The sequence below is a fragment of the Acinetobacter sp. AKBS16 genome, assembly GCF_002899995.1.
In the GTDB taxonomy this organism is placed as follows: domain Bacteria; phylum Pseudomonadota; class Gammaproteobacteria; order Pseudomonadales; family Moraxellaceae; genus Acinetobacter; species Acinetobacter baumannii.
Genome location: NZ_POYH01000011.1, coordinates 78,388 through 97,743 on the forward strand (window position 1 = coordinate 78,388; position 19,356 = coordinate 97,743).

Below are 19,356 nucleotides of genomic sequence, written 5' to 3' on the forward strand. Positions count from 1 at the left end.
AATAAAAAATCAATATATTATTGGGCATTCTATTCTGAAGCATGCCCCTTGTTTTTGCTCTACATAGGTGAGCCTTGCATGGTTCGCCTCACAAAAACTATGAGACAAATATAATCCTAAACCAGTTCCATTAATTTCGGTACTAAAAAATGGTTTAAATAATTGAGATATATCACGTTTTGAAACACCTTCACCGTAATCGATCACATCAATATAAATTTTATTTGTCTGTGAATGGATGTTGACCGTAATGTACGGCGAGTCGGGGGCATTATGCCGTAAAGCATTTCTCACCAGATTGATCATGACCTGTCTTAATTGTTTTTCATCAAATAAAAATTTTAGAGAACTATCCGAAATTTTAAGTTGAATTGAATGTTTAACGTCAAATAAATCTTCTTCGAGCAATGTATCTATGAAGTGTTTTACATCGATCTGGATAGGATGTGTTCTTTCACTACGAGCAAGTCCTAAAGTATCTTGAACAATACTATCAATGCGTTTGGTTTGTTTGCCAATCATATGACGCAAAGTATTTTGTTGTTCTGGATTGCTATCTTTCAGTAACTCATTTGCTTGTACGATTGCAGCGAGAGGATTGCGGATCTCATGTGCAATACTTGCTGAGAGTTGCCCTAGCGCAGCAAGCTTAAGCTGCTGAGCTTGCTGATTAATTTGTTGGGCATCTTGTAAAATGAGCAGGGTTAACGTTTGTTGTGGGACCAAAAGGTGTTGCACTTTAATGTTGATGGAGTACGCCGATAGCCGAGACTCAAAAATAAATCGGTCACCTTCTTTTAAGTCGCCAAACTTTAAAATTTCAAATAAATCGGTATGCCACTTTGCTAAAGGATATTTTTCATTGGCAAATTGAGGGGGAATACCCAAGAGTGAACAGGCCGCAGGATTACTGACAACGATGTCGTAATTCTCATCTAGAACTAAATAGCCTTCTTCAATTTGTTCTAAGATATAACGGTTAATATTTTGGAGTTGATAGAGTTCAATTGACTGGTGAAAGGTGAGTGCTTCAAGTAATTTAAAGCGCTGCACAGCAATTTGGCCAATACCGTGAACCACAAAAAATAAAAAAGCTAAGAGAGCGCTATTACCAATAGTATTTAGATTGTTATAGTCAAATAGACTACCTACAAATCGTTGGTAAATAACAGCGATAACCGCAAGCAATGTAATCAGCAAAGACATTCTTGCGCTGAGTAAAATCGCCGAGGTAAAGATGGCAATTACATAGAGTAAGCTGAGTTGTAAATTTGGTTCACCCACAGAAAAAGTCAGTAAACTCAAACAAATAATATCAACAATAAAAAATAAAATAAGCTGTCGCGTGGCTTGAGTGGCAATAAATTTAAAGCATAACAGCTGAACAAGACTTAAGAGCGAATAGCCGAGTAGTGTGTAGGAATATAAGGCAGGTTGCTGCAAACTGTTATCAGTTTGCGCATCGGTTAAAACCAAAATAATATTCAGGCTAACCGCAATAATAAGACGGTATAAGCCATACCAAGTGCCCAAACGAAAAATCGTATGGGACAAGGATGAATTTAAGGGAAATTGCATGTAAGTTTGGTTATGGCTTGATCAAACCGTAACGAATCGCAAGATGTGTTAGTTTTACATCGCTATCAATTCCTAACTTTTCAAAAATACGATAACGGTAAGTATTTACAGTTTTCACACTTACAAAAAGTTTATCGGCAATTTCTTGGGCGCTAATACAGTTGACGACCATCATTGCAACTTGCATTTCCCGTTCCGATAACGAATCAAAAGGGGATTGTTGAGTGTCGGATAAATATGAGCTCGCGAGTTGTTCGGCAATATCTGCACTAAAATATTTACCGCCTTGCATGACCTTATTAATTGCACGAACCATTTCGGCAATTGGCGCGCCTTTAGTGATATAGCCTTTTGCACCGGCTTTTAATAATAAAGATGGGTAAGGCTCTTCGGCAAGGCCGCTTACAGCAATGACTTTCGTCTCTGGAGCCGTCTGTAATAAACGACGGGTTGTTTCTACGCCACCGATGCCGGGCATGTTGACATCCAGCAGTACGACTTGCGGATGTTGTTGGCGAACGATAGCAATTGCTTCTTCGCCCGATTCGGCTTGTCCAATTACCTCAACATCGGCATGATCTTCTAACATACGGCAAATACCCGTACGTACCAGTTCATGGTCATCGACAACTAAAACTGTAATCAAGAAGACCTCCTTTCTTTCAAAAAACAAGTTTTTTGTTACATAAAGCAAAATAAGCTTGCAATGGAATGACAAAATTAGCAATCCTATTCTTCTATAGTGAGCGAATAGTTGTGCACAATTGTGTCGGTAAAAGCTTTATACCTTATATCTCAAATGTAAGGCATAATGATAGTAAGCGCAAATGTGTGTCACCCTGAGTCGAGTATTGTGCCGTGAAAAATTCTAAAAAGTCTTTAATGCATGTGCTAAGCATGTCTATTTTGCTTAGTTTGAGTTCAACAAGCTTTGCAGAACTCGTCAATAACCCGTCTTCAGGGAGTACTGGTACTGCAAGTTTAAATTGGACTGCAGCGGATGCTAGTCAACTTTTAAATGATGAAGATGATGAACCGACTCCGCAAGGTTCAACTTCTGTAACCACAACATTGCGTGGCAGTAATGCGCCGAGAGTTATTACTTCTACCCCTAAAGTTGCTCCAATCCGTGATACTGTGGGTTATAACGCCCAGCCGAGTGTCAGTGCACGTGCTGCACTTGTAATGGATGCGCAAACAGGTGAGGTACTTTATAGTAAAAATACCAACGCATCAGTGCCGATCGCTTCTATTACTAAATTGATGACGGCAGTTGTAACGGCAGATGCCCGTTTAAACATGTCTGAAGAAATTACACTTGAGCAAATTGATTTTGCTGGGGCTGGCGGGAAAAATTCAAGCTCAACACTTCGTGTTGGCGATAAAATGAACCGCGCAGAAGTTCTTCTGTTTGCTCTTATGAAGTCAGAAAATCCGGCAGCAGCAGCTCTAGCGCGTACTTATCCGGGTGGCCGTGCTGCATTTGTGGCGGCAATGAATGCTAAAGCGCGTGCTTTAGGTATGAATGCAACTCATTATTATGAGTCAACTGGTTTAGATCCGCGTAATGTATCTTCTGCGCGTGACTTGGGAATTTTGGCGAGTACAGCATCTCAATATGGTTTGATTCGTCAGTTCTCAACCACACCGACCTATGACTTTAATTTAGGTTATCGTGTTCTTAAATCAAATAATACAAATGCTTTAGTCCGTAATGGTGGTTGGAATATCAACTTATCTAAAACTGGTTATATTAATGAAGCAGGCCGTTGTGTAGTTATGCATACTACTGTGAACTCACGCCCAGCAGTGATTGTATTATTGGGTGAGCCAAGTACTCAGGCACGTAATAATGATGCAACTAACTTGCTTGGTTGGTTAAGTAATTTGCCAAAACGTATTTAATTTAATTATTTTTAAAAACGCTTCTTTAGAAGCGTTTTTTTATGCCATTTAAAAAGCATAAAAAAACGGCTGTATTAAACAGCCGCTTTTTATAAAAACTCAGATTTTACATATTAGATAAAATCGAATCTTTTACTTGGTCCATTGTTGCATCAATTGACAACATCACTGCATCAGCACATTGTTTGATTGCTGTATCAGGGTCTTTCAAGCCATTACCCGTTACAGTACATACAATGACAGAACCTTCAGCAATTTTACCCGCTTTAATATCACGGATTGCACCGCCAATAGAAGCAGCAGATGCTGGCTCAACAAATACACCTTCATACATAGAAAGTAAGCGTTGAGCTTCTAAAATTTCGCTGTCTTGAAGTTCATCGAACCAACCTTTAGAGTCACGTACTACAGCTTTTGCATGGTTCCAGCTTTGTGGGTTACCAATACGAATCGCAGTTGCAACTGTTTCCGGTTTTTCTACTGGAGCACCACGTAAGAAAGGAGCTGCGCCAGAAGCTTGATAACCTACCATTGTTGGTAAGCCTTCTGGTTTTGGACCAGTGAATTGATCAGTCGCAGCGTCATAAACAACTTGTTCAAATTGGTCAGCAGGCTGGTTAGCTACTGCTTCGGTATAACCCATCCAGTGAGCTGTAATGTTACCTGCGTTACCAACTGGTAAGCAGTGGTAATCAGGTGCACGGCCTAAAGCTTCAACGATTTCATAAGCAATAGTTTTTTGACCTTGCAAACGGTAAGGGTTGATTGAGTTTACAATCGTTACAGGTGCTTGATCAGCCACTTCTTTTACAAGACGCATACCATCATCGAAGTTACCACGAATTTGCATAGTGATCGCACCATACATCATGGCTTGCGCCATTTTACCCATCGCAATTTTGCCTTCCGGAATCAAAACAAACGCTTTGATACCTGCACGTGCAGCATAGGCAGCAGCAGCAGCAGAAGTGTTACCTGTAGATGCACAGATAATTGCTTTAGAGCCTTCTTCAACTGCTTTGGTTACAGCCATGGTCATACCACGGTCTTTAAATGAACCAGTCGGGTTTAAGCCCTCGTATTTCACATAAATTTCAACGTCTTTGCCAATAATACGTGGAATATTCTCAAGTTTAATGAGAGGGGTGTTGCCTTCACCCAAAGAGATAGCACGAGTAGTTGCCGAAACTGGCAAACGGTCACGATAACGATCTACAAGACCAGTATAACGATTGGCATTAGACATGATGGTGTTCCAATTATGAGGTGAAGCGGGAGAGGGAATCTTTCCCTCAACCTGATTAACTATCGAGCGATTCTAAACGAATTCTTACGATTTCGCCACGAATTGCAGGTAATGCTTGAATTTGCGCAAGAGCGTCATCCATTTTGGATTCAACGATTGGATCGGTCAAAATCACAATTGGAATGAGGTCTTTTAAGCGAGATTGTTGCATGATGGCATCAATACTGATTCCGGCACGGCTTAAGATGGTCGTCACATCTGCAAGTACACCAGTCTGATCTTCAGCATTTAAGCGGATGTAATAACCTGTGGTCATTTCTTCACGGCTTAAAATTGGCATATTTGTTAATGCTTCAAAAGCCAGTTGAGGAATTGTGCCTGCGCCATCTTCTGTATAAGAAATATCACGAACGATATCAATTACATCGGCAACAACCGCAGAAGCTGTTGGGCCTGCACCAGCACCAGCACCGTAATAAAGCGTTGGGCCTACTGCGTTGGCTTGAACTAAAACAGCATTTTTAACGCCGTTTACGTTCGCAATAAGCTGCTCATCTGGAATAAGTGTTGGGTGAACACGTAGCTCAATACCCTTTTCAGCACGGCGGGCAATGCCTAGATGTTTAATACGGAAACCCAGCTCCTCAGCATACTTCACATCTTGTGCAGTAATTTTGCTGATACCTTCGGTATAGACTTTATCGAATTGCAAAGGAATACCAAACGCACAAGAAGCTAAAATTGTAAGCTTGTGTGCAGCGTCAATACCTTCAACGTCAAAAGTTGGGTCCGCTTCTGCATAACCGAGTTCTTGAGCTTCTTTTAATACATCATCAAATGCGCGGCCTTTTTCACGCATTTCAGTCAAAATAAAGTTACCTGTGCCATTAATAATGCCTGCAAGCCATTCGATATGGTTTGCCGCAAGGCCTTCACGGATTACTTTAATAATTGGGATGCCACCCGCAACAGCTGCTTCATAAGCAATTTGTACAGCATTATCTTCTGCTGCTTTAAATAGTTCATTACCATGTTCAGCGAGTAATGCTTTGTTTGCAGTCACGACTTGTTTGCCGTGCTTGATCGCTTCCATAATGATTTCGTAAGCAGGATGAATACCACCCATAACTTCTACAACCACATCCACATCGGGTTGACGAACGATATCAAGTAAGTCTGCGCTTTGTTTAATCCCTTCCAATTCGAGATCTGGACGAGGACGACGTGTTCCAACGTGGGTAATTTGAATTTCTCGACCGGTGCGACGTTTAATTTCAGCGGCATTTTCTTGTAGTAGTTTAAGGGCTCCTCCACCTACGGTACCTAGACCGAGTATTGCCAGGCGAACTGGTTTCACGTCACACTCCATATCATCATTGAATCATTTAATTGAAGCTAGATCATAGCTAAAAAAAACGCCAGACTCTAGCGCTTTTAGCGCCTGTTCAGTGATTTAGAGTGCAATGTTTGGAAAAGAAGAGTAGATCACTCTTTAAACACTGGTATGAGAAGAAGTATTTATTGAAAAAACAAAGCGCTGCAATAAGATCAGCGCTTTATTTGTAAGATGGGTGATGAATTATTCATCAACTTGGAGAGGGTTATTTATCCAATCGCTTAATCAATTCATCTGGTGTTAAGTAGCCACCCAAGTAATCACCATCAACATTATAAATAGCTGGTGTACCATTTACGCCCATGTTTAGACCAAGTTGGTATTGTTCACGAACCGGATTTTTACATTGAGCAGGTGGAATACTAATGCCCTGTACAGCTTGGTCAAATGCAGCTTTACGGTCTGCACTACACCAAACCGCTTCCATAGTTGGCATAAACTGTTCGCCGCGTGGCCATGCAATGTAACGTACCTCAATACCTTTCTCATTAATCTCAGCTAAATGCTCATGTAATTTATGGCAGTAAGGACAGCTTGCATCAGTAAACACATAAATCACATGTTTAGCTTTACCGCCTTTAGCTGGATAAACAATTAAGTCTTCATTTTTTAAAGCAGCAAGATGCTTTTTGTTTTCTGAGGCTTGAAGGCTATCGCCGATATTATGAAGTTCTTTACCGCCTAAACGGATGACATCACCTTGAATCAGGTATTTACCATCACTTGTTGTATAAACCGACGTCATTCCTTCAAGGTTAACCCAATATAAATTAGGAACTTCGGTAGGCTTAATATCTAAAATTTTGACGTTGATATTTGCATTCTTAAATTGTTTTTGCAAAGTTTCAATTAAACGCTGTTTAGCATTGCGTTCAATAATGGTTGAAGCTTCCCCTGTAGCAGGTGCGGTCGCTGTGAGCGCATCTTCTTTTTGTGGTTTGTTTTCTTTAGAACAAGCACTGAACAACAGGCTAGAAGCCAAAGCACAGACAAGAAAAATTTGAGATCGGGTAAAGGACATAGATAACCCTTATTTCATCAGTATTTATAGTCAGAAGCTGCTAAGCATAACAAAAAATCTAGTGTCTATTGTTAAAACTTTCTTAACCTTTGTGAACGAAATCAAGTGATTGTTTGGTGTATTTCAAAATATTCTTTTAAAAAAATTTAACCCCTAGGGTGATGTTTTTCATGCAATTGTTGCATTCTGACTTGTGCTACATGCGTATAGATTTGCGTGGTTGATAAATCACTATGACCCAGTAACATTTGTACTACGCGTAAGTCCGCCCCGTGATTAAGTAGATGCGTGGCAAAAGCATGACGTAAGGTATGAGGTGAAAGTTCAGCCTGAATATTGGCCTGTAGCGCATAACGCTTAATGGCATACCAAAAGTTCTGACGGCTCATAATTCCACCGTGCTGGGTTAAAAATAAATAGTCAGTTGAACTTTTATAAAGTTGTGGACGTGCCTCGTTTAAATAGCGCTCCACCCAGTCGCAGGCATATTGGCCTAAAGGCACTAAACGTTCTTTGTTACCTTTACCCGTAATACGCAGGTAACCTTGTTTTAAATTAATAAGTTCGAGGCGTAAATTCAGTAATTCAGAGACACGTAAACCACAAGCGTAAAGGACTTCAAACATTGCTCGGTCACGTAAGCCCAACGCCGTTGTAATGTCTGGCGCCTGAATGAGCGCTTCTACATCTTCTTCAGACAAGTCTTTAGGTAAGGCTCGTCCAATTTTTGGTGAATGGTGAGTAGCTACAGGATTATCACTTCGTAATTTCTGTTCACGTAGAAATTTATAAAACTGACGTAGGGCAGATAAGCAACGAGCAATTGAGCGTGGGCTTTTCCCTACTTTTGTAAGTTCAATGAGGACGTCAGAAATGTCATCGCTCGTCCAATCTGGCAATCTATTTTTTTTATGAAGTTCACTACATTGAATCAGGTCAGATAAATAGGCATTGCGCGTATGCGGACTGACCGTTTGTGCAACCAGATAGTCGCGAAAACCTTGTAAAAAGCTTAAATGTTCAGGAATTTGAACAGGGCTTGGAATACGCGGTTTTTTATTTATCATAAACAACTTCCTCTAAACCACTGTACTGTAAAAGAAACTTTAAGGTTTGTCGATTAAACTCTATAAGAATTGAAATCTAACCTTATTTGGTAATTATTCTCATTTATATGTATACTAGTAAAAAAGGTTTAGGATCGGATGCGGTGCGTTTATCAGCGTTGAAAGTGAAGCAAGCGGCGACCATCACCAAAGTGAATCGGATAGAAGTAGAGTCCGAGCAGCAAGATTTGGTCGCAATTCGTTTGGAAAGTCTGGGTTTTGTACCAGGCACGCGAGTGGAAGTGATTACCAAAGGTGTTTTTGGTGGTGATCCGATCTTAATCCAAATTGGCTTTACTCGTTTCGCTTTACGTAAAGCAGAAGCGGAAAAAATCGAAATTCAGGTAGAAGAAGGAGTACCCGCATGAGTGATGCGTTACGTATTGCCCTTGTGGGAAACCCTAACTGTGGTAAAACCTCTCTTTTTAACCATTTAACTGGAACTAGACAAAAAGTCGCCAACTATGCCGGTGTAACGGTCGAGCGTAAAGTTGGTCATTTTCAGTTACCTTCAGGCCGTTCAGTTCGAGTGCTCGATTTGCCGGGTACATACAGTCTTAATGCGACCAGTCCGGATGAAGCAATTACTCGTGATGTCTGTTTAGGAAAAATAGCGGAAGAGGGGCAACAAGACGCTTTTTTATGTGTGGTTGATGCGACCAACTTAAAATTGCATTTAGGCCTTGTACTCGAAATGATCGAGTTGGGTCGTCCGATTTTACTAGTACTGAATATGATGGATGAAGCACGTCGTCGTGGTATCCAGATTAATACTCAAAAGTTATCTCAACGTTTGGGCGTACCAGTCGTTGAAACAGTAGCTGTCCGTAATGCGGGTATTGAAAATTTATTACATGCCCTTGATCAAGAAAAATACAGTGTGCCACAAACTGAACTGAGTGGCTTAACTGGGACTCATCATCAAAAAATCGATATGATTTTTAAAGATGTTGTTCATTATGTTGATCAGGAAGACAAGCGTACTGATTTTCTCGATCGAATTTTCTTACATCCAGTCTTAGGTCTACTTAGTCTTGCCATCATGATGTTTATTGTGTTCCAAGCAGTTTTTGCATGGGCAGCGCCTTTTATGGATGGTATTGAAGGCTTCTTCGGCTGGCTGGGTGAAGTAGTCGGTTCTGTGATTACACAGCCACTACTGCATAGTCTGGTGGTTGACGGCATTATCGCGGGTGCTGGTGGTGTAGTTGTTTTCTTGCCACAAATTCTAATTTTGTTCTTCTTCATTTTAGTACTTGAAGAATCAGGCTATTTACCGCGTGCAGCATTTTTACTTGATAAATTAATGTTTCAAGCCGGTTTAAGTGGACGTGCTTTTATTCCGTTACTTTCAAGCTTTGCTTGTGCAGTACCGGGAATTATGGCAACGCGTAGTATTAGTGACCCTCGTGACCGTTTTACAACGATTATGGTTGCGCCACTAATGACTTGTTCGGCACGTTTACCCGTATATGCCTTGCTGATTGCTGCATTTATTCCAGAGAAAATGGTCTGGGGTATTTTCAACCTACAAGGACTGGTGCTTTTCGGTCTGTATATGGCTGGGATTGTGAGTGCACTGTGTGTTTCATTCTTAATGAAATTTTTCCAAAAAGATAAGTCTCAACACGCTTTACTGCTAGAGCTGCCGAGTTATCGTTTCCCTGATTTAAAAAGTGTGGGAATCGGTTTGTTAGATCGTGCGAAGATCTTCTTGAAGCGTGTCGGCGGTATTATTTTTGCGCTTTCTATTTTGCTCTGGTTCTTGTGTACTTTCCCACAACCACCAGAAGGGGCAACATTGCCTGCTATAGATTACAGCTTCGCAGGTATGCTTGGACACCTTATCCAGCCTTTATTCGCTCCAGTTGGTTTTAACTGGCAAATCTGTATTGCCTTAATCCCGGCTATGGCAGCCCGTGAAGTTGTGGTCGCTGCATTAGGTACCGTATATGCCTTGTCGGCAACCGATGAAGATGCGGTAGCACAAGGTTTGTCTCATTTGATTAGTGCAGATGGTACAGGGTGGTCGTTGGCAACAGGTTTATCGCTTTTAGTGTGGTTCATTTATGCGCCGCATTGTTTGGCAACATTGGCAACAGTACGTCGTGAAACAGGTTCATGGAAACATGTTGCAGTTATGACTGCATATCTGTTTGGTTTAGCTTATTTTGCATCGTTTGTTACCTATCAAATTGCTTCCCACTACTGGGGTTAAGGCAATAAAGGAGGTTGTATATGCTTCAATATCTGATTATTGCGGTTTTGGTGATTTGGAGTGCTGTTGTTGTTTTTAAGAAAGTATTTCCAAAAACAGCAAACTCGGCCTTTTCAGCACTATCCGTTTTTTGTGAAAAGCAGGGTTGGGCAACTTTAGCAAAATGGCTGAAACCAAAAATGACTTTTGGTTGTGCAGGTGGCTGTGGCTGCTCAAGTGAAGATAAACCAACTAATACAGTTCAAGAAATTAAACCAGTTAAATGGCAATAAATTCAGCCATTCCTGTTTCGTATAAAAAGCCATCATATTGATGGCTTTTTTACGCACTGACACAAAAAAAGATGAATAAAGTTCAAACTGAAAAAGCATTCAAAACAGCAAAGTGCTAACATTTTTGCCATTCTGTCGATTGATAAATTGTGGGGCAAAAATGTTAATACAACGTGGTGGATTAAAAGTTGTCGCAGGCTTGGGAATATCAGGCGTTTCTGCTGTAAATTTCCTGCATGAACAAGGCTACCAAGTTGCTGTAACGGATTCCCGCCCCACACCTCCCGGACACGATCAGATTCCGGCTGGCGTTAAAACCAGTTTTGGTCAACTTGATCAAGAATTATTATTACAAGCAGAAGAGATTATTTTAAGCCCAGGCCTTGCACCGCAATTACCGGAAATTCAGGCAGCTATTGCTAAGGGTATTTCTGTGGTGGGCGATATCCAGTTATTGCGCCGTGCCACTGATGTGCCGATTGTAGCGATTACAGGTTCCAATGCAAAAAGTACTGTAACGACTTTAATTGGCTTAATGGCTAAGGATGCAGGTAAGAAAGTTGCAGTAGGCGGCAATCTTGGTCGACCAGCGTTAGATTTACTTAAAGATCAACCAGAGTTACTGGTCCTTGAGTTATCGAGCTTTCAATTAGAAACCACCTCTCACTTAAACGCTGAGGTAGCAGTGGTTCTCAATATGAGTGAAGACCATTTAGACCGTCATGGAAATATGCTGGGGTATCACCAAGCAAAACATCGTATTTTCCAAGGCGCTAAAAAAGTTGTATTTAACCGAGACGATGCTTTAAGTCGCCCACTTGTTCCTGATACGACACCAATGCAAAGCTTTGGTTTAAACGCACCAGATTTAAATCAATATGGCGTTTTAAGAGATGCCGACGGTACGCTTTGGCTTGCTCGTGGTTTACAGCGGTTAATTAAAAGCTCAGATTTATATATTCAAGGTATGCACAATGTAGCTAATGCTTTAGCTTGTTTAGCATTGGGGGAAGCAATTGGTTTACCTATGGAGTCAATGCTTGAAACTTTAAAAAAATTTAAAGGACTAGAGCACCGCTGTGAGTACGTTAAAACCGTGCATGATGTCCGTTATTATAATGACTCTAAAGGTACCAATGTTGGTGCTACACTTGCAGCAATTGATGGCTTAGGTGCTGCCATTGAAGTGAAAAAAGGTAAGGTTGCGCTTATTTTAGGTGGACAGGGCAAAGGGCAAGATTTTTCTCCTTTACGTTCTTCTATCGAAAAATATGCCAAAGTTGTGGTATTGATTGGTGAAGATGCGCCTGTCATCGAACAAGCCATTCAAGGCGCAACTAAAATTTTACATGCAGCAACGCTTAAAGAAGCTGTCGAGCTGTGTCAACGTGAAACACAAGCTGAAGATGTGGTATTGCTATCACCAGCATGTGCAAGTTTTGATATGTTTAAAAGTTATAATGACCGTGGTCAGCAGTTTGTTGCCTGCGTCAATTCGTTGGTTTAAAGAAAATATGATTAGGAATGTAGTATGGCAGGCTTAGCTCAGACCACAATCCAGAAAATCAATCATTGGTATGAACGGATATTGCCGAAATGGCCAGCGGAAGTGACGCCACGTAATGTCTTGATTTTCTGTGTGGTTGCATTGTTATGTATCGGTTCGGTGATGGTCGCATCTGCTTCCATGCCTTATGCTGAATATATGCATGAAAACCCATTTCACTATGTGATTCGTCATGGGATCTCAATCGTTGCTGCTGGCGTGGTGGCTTATTTAACCTATCGAATATCACTCAATACATGGTTTAAAAATACCTTTCCATTGTGGTTATTAACCATGGTTCTGTTACTTGCGGCTTTGGCTGTAGGTTCGGAAGTTAACGGTTCCACACGTTGGATTAAAATTGGTGGTTTTACCTTGCAGCCAACAGAGGTTGCCAAGGTCATGATGGCCATCTTTACCGCAGATTACGTAGTACGCCGTGCTAAAGAAGTTCGTACCCACTGGAAAGGCTTACTTCGTTTAAGTGGCGTTATGGCAATTACGGTAGGTTTAATTATTGCCGAGCCTGACTTGGGTGCGACGGTGGTTATTGTCATGATGATGGTCGGGGTGTTCTTTTTAGCGGGTGCGCCTCCAACACAATTCTTAATCATGCTTGGTGCAATTGTCACGGGTATTGTGTTTTTGATTTTATTTGAACCTTACCGTTTCCAACGTTTGATTTCGTTTACTGACCCTTGGGCAGACCCATTAGGCGTGGGTTATCAGTTATCAAATGCATTAATGGCTTTTGGTCGTGGTGAGTGGTTTGGTACAGGCTTGGGGCATAGTGTTCAAAAGCTTTCTTATTTACCAGAAGCGCATACTGACTTTATGTTGGCTGTGTTAGGTGAAGAATTTGGTTTCTTTGGTATTTCAATTGTCATTGGCTTATCTTTCTTGATGCTGGCATGTTGTATCAAAATCGGCCACCGTGCTTTGAAACATCATTACCTTCGTGCGGGTTATTTGGCTTACGGTATTAGTATTATTTTCTTACTCCAGATTTTGGTAAATGCGGGTATGAACATGGGCTTAATGCCAACCAAAGGTTTAACTCTGCCATTTATTAGTTATGGTGGTACGTCTTTAATGATGTGTGCAGCTATGATTAGCTTGATCTTAAAGATTGATGCTTCAACTCAAGAAGTGAACCCTGAGAGGGAAGAATCAAACTTCTAAACCATGAAGCGTTATAAAAAGCCCGATATCAAATCGGGCTTTTTATTATTTATAGATATGTTCCGCAAAGTTGTTGTCCATGAGGAATCAAATCTACATTCCACTGGGTTACCGCCTGCTTGAGCATCACTTCGGGACGATCTAAATCAACCTGTGGTTGACCTAAGGCTTGTATGGCTTGTTGTAGTAATTCAGGAGCCTTTGTTAAATCAAGTGCATGGGCAAGGTTTTGCTTTGAAAGTTTTTGCCCTTGGTCGTTCATGGCGAGCGGAAGATGCATGTAACTCAGCTTAGGGTAGCCGAGGAGTTGACCAAGCCAGATTTGACGCTCAGTGTTATCTAACAGGTCTGCGCCTCGCACAACATGAGTAATGCCTTGTAGGTAATCATCTACGACGACAGCAAGCTGGTAGTTAATAATTCCATCACGGCGTTTAAGGACAAAATCACCAAGGTCATGCTCTAGATTAGAACAATGAATCCCTTGTAGGCGGTCATCGAAACAGATTGGCTGATCTTGAACTTTTACCCGAATGGCTTGATGTTGGAAGTCGAGATGCAAATCTCGACATGTGCCTGCATAGATAGCGTTTGAACCGAGCATTTTACGGGTACATTGACAGGCGTAAACCAGACCCTCTTTTTTAAGTTGATCTAATACACTTTCGTAAATATCTAGGCGGTCTTTTTGAAAAATGATCTCGGCATCCGGATCGAACTGAAAAGCTTCAAGTGATGCGAGTATATGGTCTTCACTACCGGGGTAGATGCGGGGGATATCGGTGTCTTCAACACGCACTAACCATCGACCTTGATGGGCTCTGGCATCGCAGTAACTGGCAACAGCAGTAATGAGTGATCCGAAATGTAAAGGGCCGGTTGGCGAGGGCGCAAACCGACCTGAGTAGCGAATCAGTGGAACATCGTTTCGCTGATTCGCAAGAGCCGAACTAAGCTCGGCTGGAGAATTCTTAACCGTCACAATTAACCGTTATTTTGCTTCTCTTTAATTTCTGCCAAAGTTTTGCAGTCAATACATAACGTTGCAGTTGGACGTGCTTCTAAACGACGTAAGCCGATTTCGATACCACAAGTTTCACAGAAACCGTAGTCTTCGTTTTTAATCGCTTCAAGAGATTGTTCGATTTTACGAATTAATTTACGTTCACGGTCACGTGTACGTAATTCAATTGCAAATTCTTCTTCTTGGGTAGCACGGTCATTTACGTCTGGCAATGCAGTTGATTCATCTTGCATCGTATTTAAAGTACGATCAACTTCAGACATTAATTCAGCTTTCCATGCTTGCAGAATTTGTCGGAAATGCTCGAGCTGTCCTTCAGACATGTACTCTTCATTTTTCTTAGGTTGATAAGGTGCAATACCAAATAAACTTGCAGTTGAGCCTACGTCAGAAGTTTTAGGTTTCACTTTACGTGCACGTTTTGCAGAAGCTTTATCACCTTCTACTACAACTTCTGTATGTTCATCCAAAACTTGGTTGTGGTTGTCATTCGCCATAATAGGGCATTCCTCATCATACACGTATTATCTATACGCAAAAAATATGGTGATATGCAAGTGTTTTTATAGAAAACCATCGATGGATTTTTCCATCGGGTCGTCATCATATAGATTTTTCCTGCAAGATGATAGTCATTCTGTCCCGTAAATATTTTCAAAACGTGTTTACCCTAGTCATAATTCTTTTGGGTTATATAAACTTTAGGGCTAATAACCTGAAATATCAGTATTTATACAGGTTTTGAAATTTTCAAGGCGAAACACTTTTGTTTCAAAACTACCATCGTTATTCAGACGAATGTAACGATAACCCGGTGCATTTTGGTCGAGTGCAAAATCATTACTAAACGGCTTAAACTGTACACTTGTGGAAGGCGTAGAAAAAAACTCGATACCTTGCCAGATATTAAGGGAATCTTGATGAACATGTCCGCAGACTAGGGCCTTCACGTTTTGAAATGGACTTAAGGTATCTAAAAGTGCATTTGAGTTTTGAAGCTTATGGTGGTCAATCCATTTTGATTTCATGGCAAATGGATGGTGATGACAAGCCAGCAAAACAGGATGATCTGCAAATTGTTCAAGTAAATTCGCTAAATTTTCTAATTGTTCCGAAGACAGATGACCATCTACTTTTCCCTTTACTGCGCTATTTAGCATAATCACACGCCAGTTTCCTAAACCGACAACTACAGGTTGTTGATGGTTTTCGTTATGTAGAGGAAAGTGGTCGACATTGTCATGATTGCCGAGGGTCTGGAAAAAAGGCAGACCCAAGGTTTGCATAAAATTGATATAACGTTTGTAGGTAATAGGTGTTGGGGCTTGTGCGAGGTCACCGGTATGAATAATCGCATCAGCTTCGGGATGTTGTTTTAGTATCTGTTGAATAATGGCGTGGAAACTTTCTTCAGGATTCATCCCCACAAATTCTAGCTGTGGATACTCCAATAAATGTGTATCGGTAATTTGTATGATGACATGATTTTTTTGTGAAAGTGTTGAGACTTGAAAAGTCACCGTCCTACCTCTTCGGATTTATTATCGTTTTGCTGTGTTGAGCCAGCCATTGTAATGCCATAATAACAGGGGCATTTCTTAAACGTCCGCTGTCGAGTAGTGTTTGAATTTCACTATAACTAAACAAATGCAGCTGAATATTTTCACCCTCATTATCTACCCCAAAAACACCGCCTACAGCAGGTAAATTGGTTTCGGCAACATACAGATGAAATAACTCTGAACAGGCGCCAGCTGATGGGTAAAAACTAAATAGATGTTCTAAATCCTGAACTTCGCAACCTGATTCTTCAAGGCTCTCGCGTCGAATGCAACTTTCTGGTGATTCATTGCCATCTAATACACCTGCGATAATTTCGAGTTGCCATGGCGAATGGGAGTCATCTAAAGCACCAACACGAAACTGTTCAATCAGGGCAAACTGTTGTTTTTGATCATTGTAGAGTAGAACGCCAGCCGCTTCAGGCCGATGCACAAGTTCGCGCTGCAATACAGGAGTATATTCAGATTGATTAAATAGACGATGTCGAAGGCTGACTTTTTCAACTTGAATAAAACCACTGAACAGAGGTTCACGTGATGTTACTTCGACATCTTTAGATGTATAACTTGGACGCTCGACAATACTCATGATTCGATCAGGACGAAATCTATTTATTTCATCCTAACCGAGAATCATGGCTAGGCAAGTGTTTTTTTTGAATATTTACACTTTATGATACAGTTTTTGTCCTTGCTCTTGATAAACCTCTTTCATCGCTTTGAGGCCTTCTTCAACCTCTGAATCGCTATTGGTGAGATTGTTGGCATAGTCACGTACATTCTGGGTGATTTTCATCGAACAGAATTTTGGACCACACATTGAGCAAAAGTGAGCAGATTTATGCGCTTCTTTTGGTAAAGTCTCGTCATGCATGCTGCGTGCTGTATCGGGGTCTAGGCTTAGGTTGAACTGGTCATCCCAACGGAATTCGAAACGTGCTTTAGACAAGGCATTATCACGAACCTGTGCACCCGGATGACCTTTGGCAAGATCGGCTGCGTGTGCTGCAATCTTGTAGGTAATAATTCCGTCTTTCACATCTTTCTTGTTTGGCAAACCTAAATGTTCTTTAGGTGTCACATAGCAAAGCATTGCTGTGCCATACCACCCAATCATGGCTGCACCAATAGCAGAAGTAATGTGGTCATAACCCGGAGCGATATCTGTGGTTAAAGGTCCAAGCGTATAGAATGGAGCTTCTTTACACACTTCTAACTGCAAGTCCATGTTCTCTTTAATCATGTGCATTGGTACATGACCCGGACCTTCGATCATGACCTGAACATCATGTTCCCATGCACGGTGAGTCAGCTCACCCAGTGTTTTAAGTTCACTGAACTGCGCTTCGTCATTTGCATCTTGAATACAACCCGGACGTAAGCCATCGCCTAAGCTAAATGACACGTCATAGGCTTTCATGATTTCACAGATTTCATCGAAGTGTGTGTATAAGAAGTTCTCTTCATGATGAGCGAGACACCACTGCGCCATGATTGAACCACCACGAGACACAATACCTGTTAAGCGGTTTGCTGTAAGTGGCACATAGCGAAGCAATACACCTGCGTGAATCGTGAAGTAGTCAACGCCTTGTTCAGCTTGTTCAATCAGCGTGTCTTTAAAGATTTCCCAAGTCAGGTTCTCAGCAACACCATCAACTTTTTCAAGTGCTTGATAAATTGGTACGGTACCGATTGGAACTGGTGAGTTACGAATAATCCATTCACGTGTTTCATGAATGTTCTTACCTGTAGACAAGTCCATAATGGTGTCAGCGCCCCAACGGGTTGCCCATGTCATTTTCGCAACTTCTTCATCAATTGAAGAACCAAGCGCCGAGTTACCAATATTGGCATTAATCTTAACCAAGAAGTTACGGCCAATAATCATTGGTTCAAGTTCTGGGTGGTTAATGTTGGCAGGAATAATAGCGCGGCCTTCGGCAACTTCTTGGCGAACAAACTCAGGTGTAATTTCTTTTAAGTTTTTCGCACCAAAGTTTTGACCTGGGTGCTGGCGCATATCTACAGCTTCACGTTGACGCTGATTTTCACGAATCGCAATATATTCCATTTCAGGCGTGATAATGCCTTGCTTGGCATAGTGCATTTGCGTGACATTTTTGCCAGCTTTAGCACGGCGTGGGTTTTGAATGTGAGCAAAACGAATGTCAGCGGTACGAATATCTTTTAAACGTTCTTGACCAAACTTTGAAGTTAAACCAGCAAGTACGTCAGTATCGTTACGTTCTTCAATCCATTTTTGGCGAACTGAAGGTAAACCTTTATTTAAATCGATTTGAACATTCGGGTCGGTATAAACACCTGAGGTGTCATAAACCATAACAGGAGGGTTATGTTCACCACCAAGACCAGTAGGGGTATCGGTTAAAGAAATTTCTCGCATTGGAACCTGAATATCAGGACGAGAGCCTTCAATATAAACTTTTTTTGAAGCGGGTAAGATGCGGGTTAAATCTTTTGCATCTTGTTCATGTTGTGCTGAAATTTCAGCAGAAGAAAGATTCGTTAACTGGTTCATCACATGATCCTTATGAATAACATCAACGAATCAAGCACGACCAAAAACGATGGCGGATTTATCTTTAACTAGATAAATTGAGGGCTGTAAGTTTTCAGATGGCTTGATTCCTACGCAGGTCTTAACCTGATCAGGTTCAACGGTACTTGTGATCAAACTTGTGTTGCGATAACACGGAATTTACACAATCTCAGCGAGCTATTACTCGCGCTCCGTCAAGCGATTTAAAGACTAACATGTTTTAGGTTGGCTGGCATTGTCAATTTGTATCTATACAAACCGCATCTATATGGCAGTCACGATAGACTTCCGTGTTCCATGGCGAATCAAATTTTAATAACTGTTCAAGTTGTTCATGCACAATCTGATAGGTAGATTTCTTTTGCCCATTTTCATCAGTTAAATCTATTTTAAATTGCTTATTGCGCTCATCGACAGGGGTGGCAATAAATTTAAGAAATTGTTGGGCAGGTTTCGCTAAACTTGATTGGCTCTGTGTTGATAAAAAGCGGATTTGCTGAAGTGCATCAGGGTCAAACCATGTGTTCGGGGCATATTCATTCGACACAGGTGTGTTATCTAGACCAAAGAAAATGAAGTATCGATATTCATTAAAGAGTAATTTGGCATCATTAATAAAATAACTCTTTGGATATTTTTGAATAAACTTTTCCCAAAATAAAGCACGTTCAGTGAGCTCTTTCCATGAAACAGCCAAAGCACCATCGTTATAGAAAATGTCTTGATTGTCTTTCGCC

The 19,356-nt window shown here is 41.1% G+C and carries 17 protein-coding genes, 1 pseudogene and 1 riboswitch; of the genes and pseudogenes, 6 read left to right on the forward strand and 12 right to left on the reverse strand.

Annotation, left to right across the window (positions count from 1 at the left end; all coding sequences use genetic code 11):
- Positions 1-9: 9 nt before the first annotated feature.
- Both C1642_RS02025 and C1642_RS02030 read right to left on the reverse strand, forming a co-directional pair.
- Positions 10-1,578, reverse strand: coding sequence for a sensor histidine kinase (locus C1642_RS02025; RefSeq protein ID WP_001160344.1), 1,569 nt, complete (start codon positions 1,576-1,578; stop codon positions 10-12).
- 10 nt (positions 1,579-1,588) lie between these two features.
- Complete coding sequence (locus C1642_RS02030) at positions 1,589-2,224, reverse strand: response regulator (protein WP_000633799.1); 636 nt, start codon at positions 2,222-2,224, stop codon at positions 1,589-1,591.
- A 212-nt stretch (positions 2,225-2,436) separates the two neighbouring features.
- Here C1642_RS02030 and pbpG point away from each other — a divergent pair, with 212 nt between their 5' ends.
- Entirely contained in the window at positions 2,437-3,483 is a 1,047-nt protein-coding gene (gene pbpG, locus C1642_RS02035; protein WP_031946417.1) for a D-alanyl-D-alanine endopeptidase PBP7/8, read from the forward strand.
- A gap of 106 nt (positions 3,484-3,589) precedes the next feature.
- Here pbpG and thrC read toward each other — a convergent pair whose 3' ends face one another.
- From thrC to xerD, 4 genes are all read right to left on the reverse strand, one after another.
- On the reverse strand, positions 3,590-4,729 hold the full coding sequence (gene thrC, locus C1642_RS02040; protein WP_000063593.1) for a threonine synthase: 1,140 nt from the start codon (positions 4,727-4,729) through the stop codon (positions 3,590-3,592).
- Positions 4,730-4,784: 55 nt separating this feature from the next.
- Entirely contained in the window at positions 4,785-6,086 is a 1,302-nt protein-coding gene (locus C1642_RS02045) for a homoserine dehydrogenase (protein ID WP_000805827.1), read from the reverse strand.
- A 244-nt stretch (positions 6,087-6,330) separates the two neighbouring features.
- The gene (locus tag C1642_RS02050) at positions 6,331-7,146 is read right to left on the reverse strand and encodes a DsbC family protein (protein ID WP_103235848.1); all 816 of its coding nucleotides are present in this window, start codon (positions 7,144-7,146) and stop codon (positions 6,331-6,333) included.
- A 146-nt stretch (positions 7,147-7,292) separates the two neighbouring features.
- On the reverse strand, positions 7,293-8,213 hold the full coding sequence (gene xerD / locus C1642_RS02055; RefSeq protein WP_000608735.1) for a site-specific tyrosine recombinase XerD: 921 nt from the start codon (positions 8,211-8,213) through the stop codon (positions 7,293-7,295).
- Between the two features lie 143 nt (positions 8,214-8,356).
- On the opposite strand from xerD, the gene C1642_RS02060 reads away from it, so the two are divergent.
- The 5 genes from C1642_RS02060 to ftsW all read left to right on the forward strand — a co-directional run bounded on the left by C1642_RS02060 (position 8,357) and on the right by ftsW (position 13,470).
- Positions 8,357-8,620, forward strand: a complete 264-nt coding sequence (locus C1642_RS02060) for a FeoA family protein (RefSeq protein WP_001991212.1) — start codon at positions 8,357-8,359, stop codon at positions 8,618-8,620.
- Positions 8,617-10,470 (forward strand): ferrous iron transporter B, encoded by a 1,854-nt coding sequence (gene feoB, locus C1642_RS02065; protein WP_032010068.1) that lies wholly within the window; start codon positions 8,617-8,619, stop codon positions 10,468-10,470. The genes C1642_RS02060 and feoB overlap by 4 nt, the downstream gene beginning before the upstream one ends.
- Before the next feature lie 20 nt (positions 10,471-10,490).
- Complete coding sequence (locus C1642_RS02070) at positions 10,491-10,742, forward strand: DUF6587 family protein (RefSeq protein WP_000942501.1); 252 nt, start codon at positions 10,491-10,493, stop codon at positions 10,740-10,742.
- 160 nt (positions 10,743-10,902) lie between these two features.
- Positions 10,903-12,249: a UDP-N-acetylmuramoyl-L-alanine--D-glutamate ligase gene (gene murD / locus C1642_RS02075; protein WP_000908238.1), complete on the forward strand. Its 1,347-nt coding sequence runs from the start codon at positions 10,903-10,905 to the stop codon at positions 12,247-12,249.
- 24 nt (positions 12,250-12,273) lie between these two features.
- A complete protein-coding gene (ftsW, locus tag C1642_RS02080) occupies positions 12,274-13,470 on the forward strand; it encodes a putative lipid II flippase FtsW (RefSeq protein ID WP_000907680.1) in 1,197 nt (398 codons plus the stop codon).
- A gap of 49 nt (positions 13,471-13,519) precedes the next feature.
- Here the strand turns inward: ftsW and gluQRS are convergent, their stop codons facing one another.
- The 6 genes and pseudogenes from gluQRS to C1642_RS02110 form a co-directional block, all read right to left on the reverse strand.
- Complete coding sequence (gene gluQRS, locus C1642_RS02085; RefSeq protein ID WP_000216738.1) at positions 13,520-14,452, reverse strand: tRNA glutamyl-Q(34) synthetase GluQRS; 933 nt, start codon at positions 14,450-14,452, stop codon at positions 13,520-13,522.
- A gap of 2 nt (positions 14,453-14,454) precedes the next feature.
- The gene (gene dksA, locus C1642_RS02090; RefSeq protein ID WP_001262524.1) at positions 14,455-14,991 is read right to left on the reverse strand and encodes an RNA polymerase-binding protein DksA; all 537 of its coding nucleotides are present in this window, start codon (positions 14,989-14,991) and stop codon (positions 14,455-14,457) included.
- 210 nt (positions 14,992-15,201) lie between these two features.
- Entirely contained in the window at positions 15,202-16,014 is an 813-nt protein-coding gene (gene cpdA, locus C1642_RS02095) for a 3',5'-cyclic-AMP phosphodiesterase (RefSeq protein ID WP_103235849.1), read from the reverse strand.
- 4 nt (positions 16,015-16,018) lie between these two features.
- The gene (locus tag C1642_RS02100; RefSeq protein WP_000029221.1) at positions 16,019-16,645 is read right to left on the reverse strand and encodes an NUDIX domain-containing protein; all 627 of its coding nucleotides are present in this window, start codon (positions 16,643-16,645) and stop codon (positions 16,019-16,021) included.
- 75 nt (positions 16,646-16,720) lie between these two features.
- A complete protein-coding gene (thiC, locus tag C1642_RS02105) occupies positions 16,721-18,598 on the reverse strand; it encodes a phosphomethylpyrimidine synthase ThiC (protein ID WP_002053187.1) in 1,878 nt (625 codons plus the stop codon).
- Positions 18,599-18,688: 90 nt separating this feature from the next.
- Positions 18,689-18,823, reverse strand: a riboswitch (TPP riboswitch).
- A 34-nt stretch (positions 18,824-18,857) separates the two neighbouring features.
- Positions 18,858-19,356, reverse strand: a pseudogene (locus C1642_RS02110) (hypothetical protein); the annotation flags it as partial.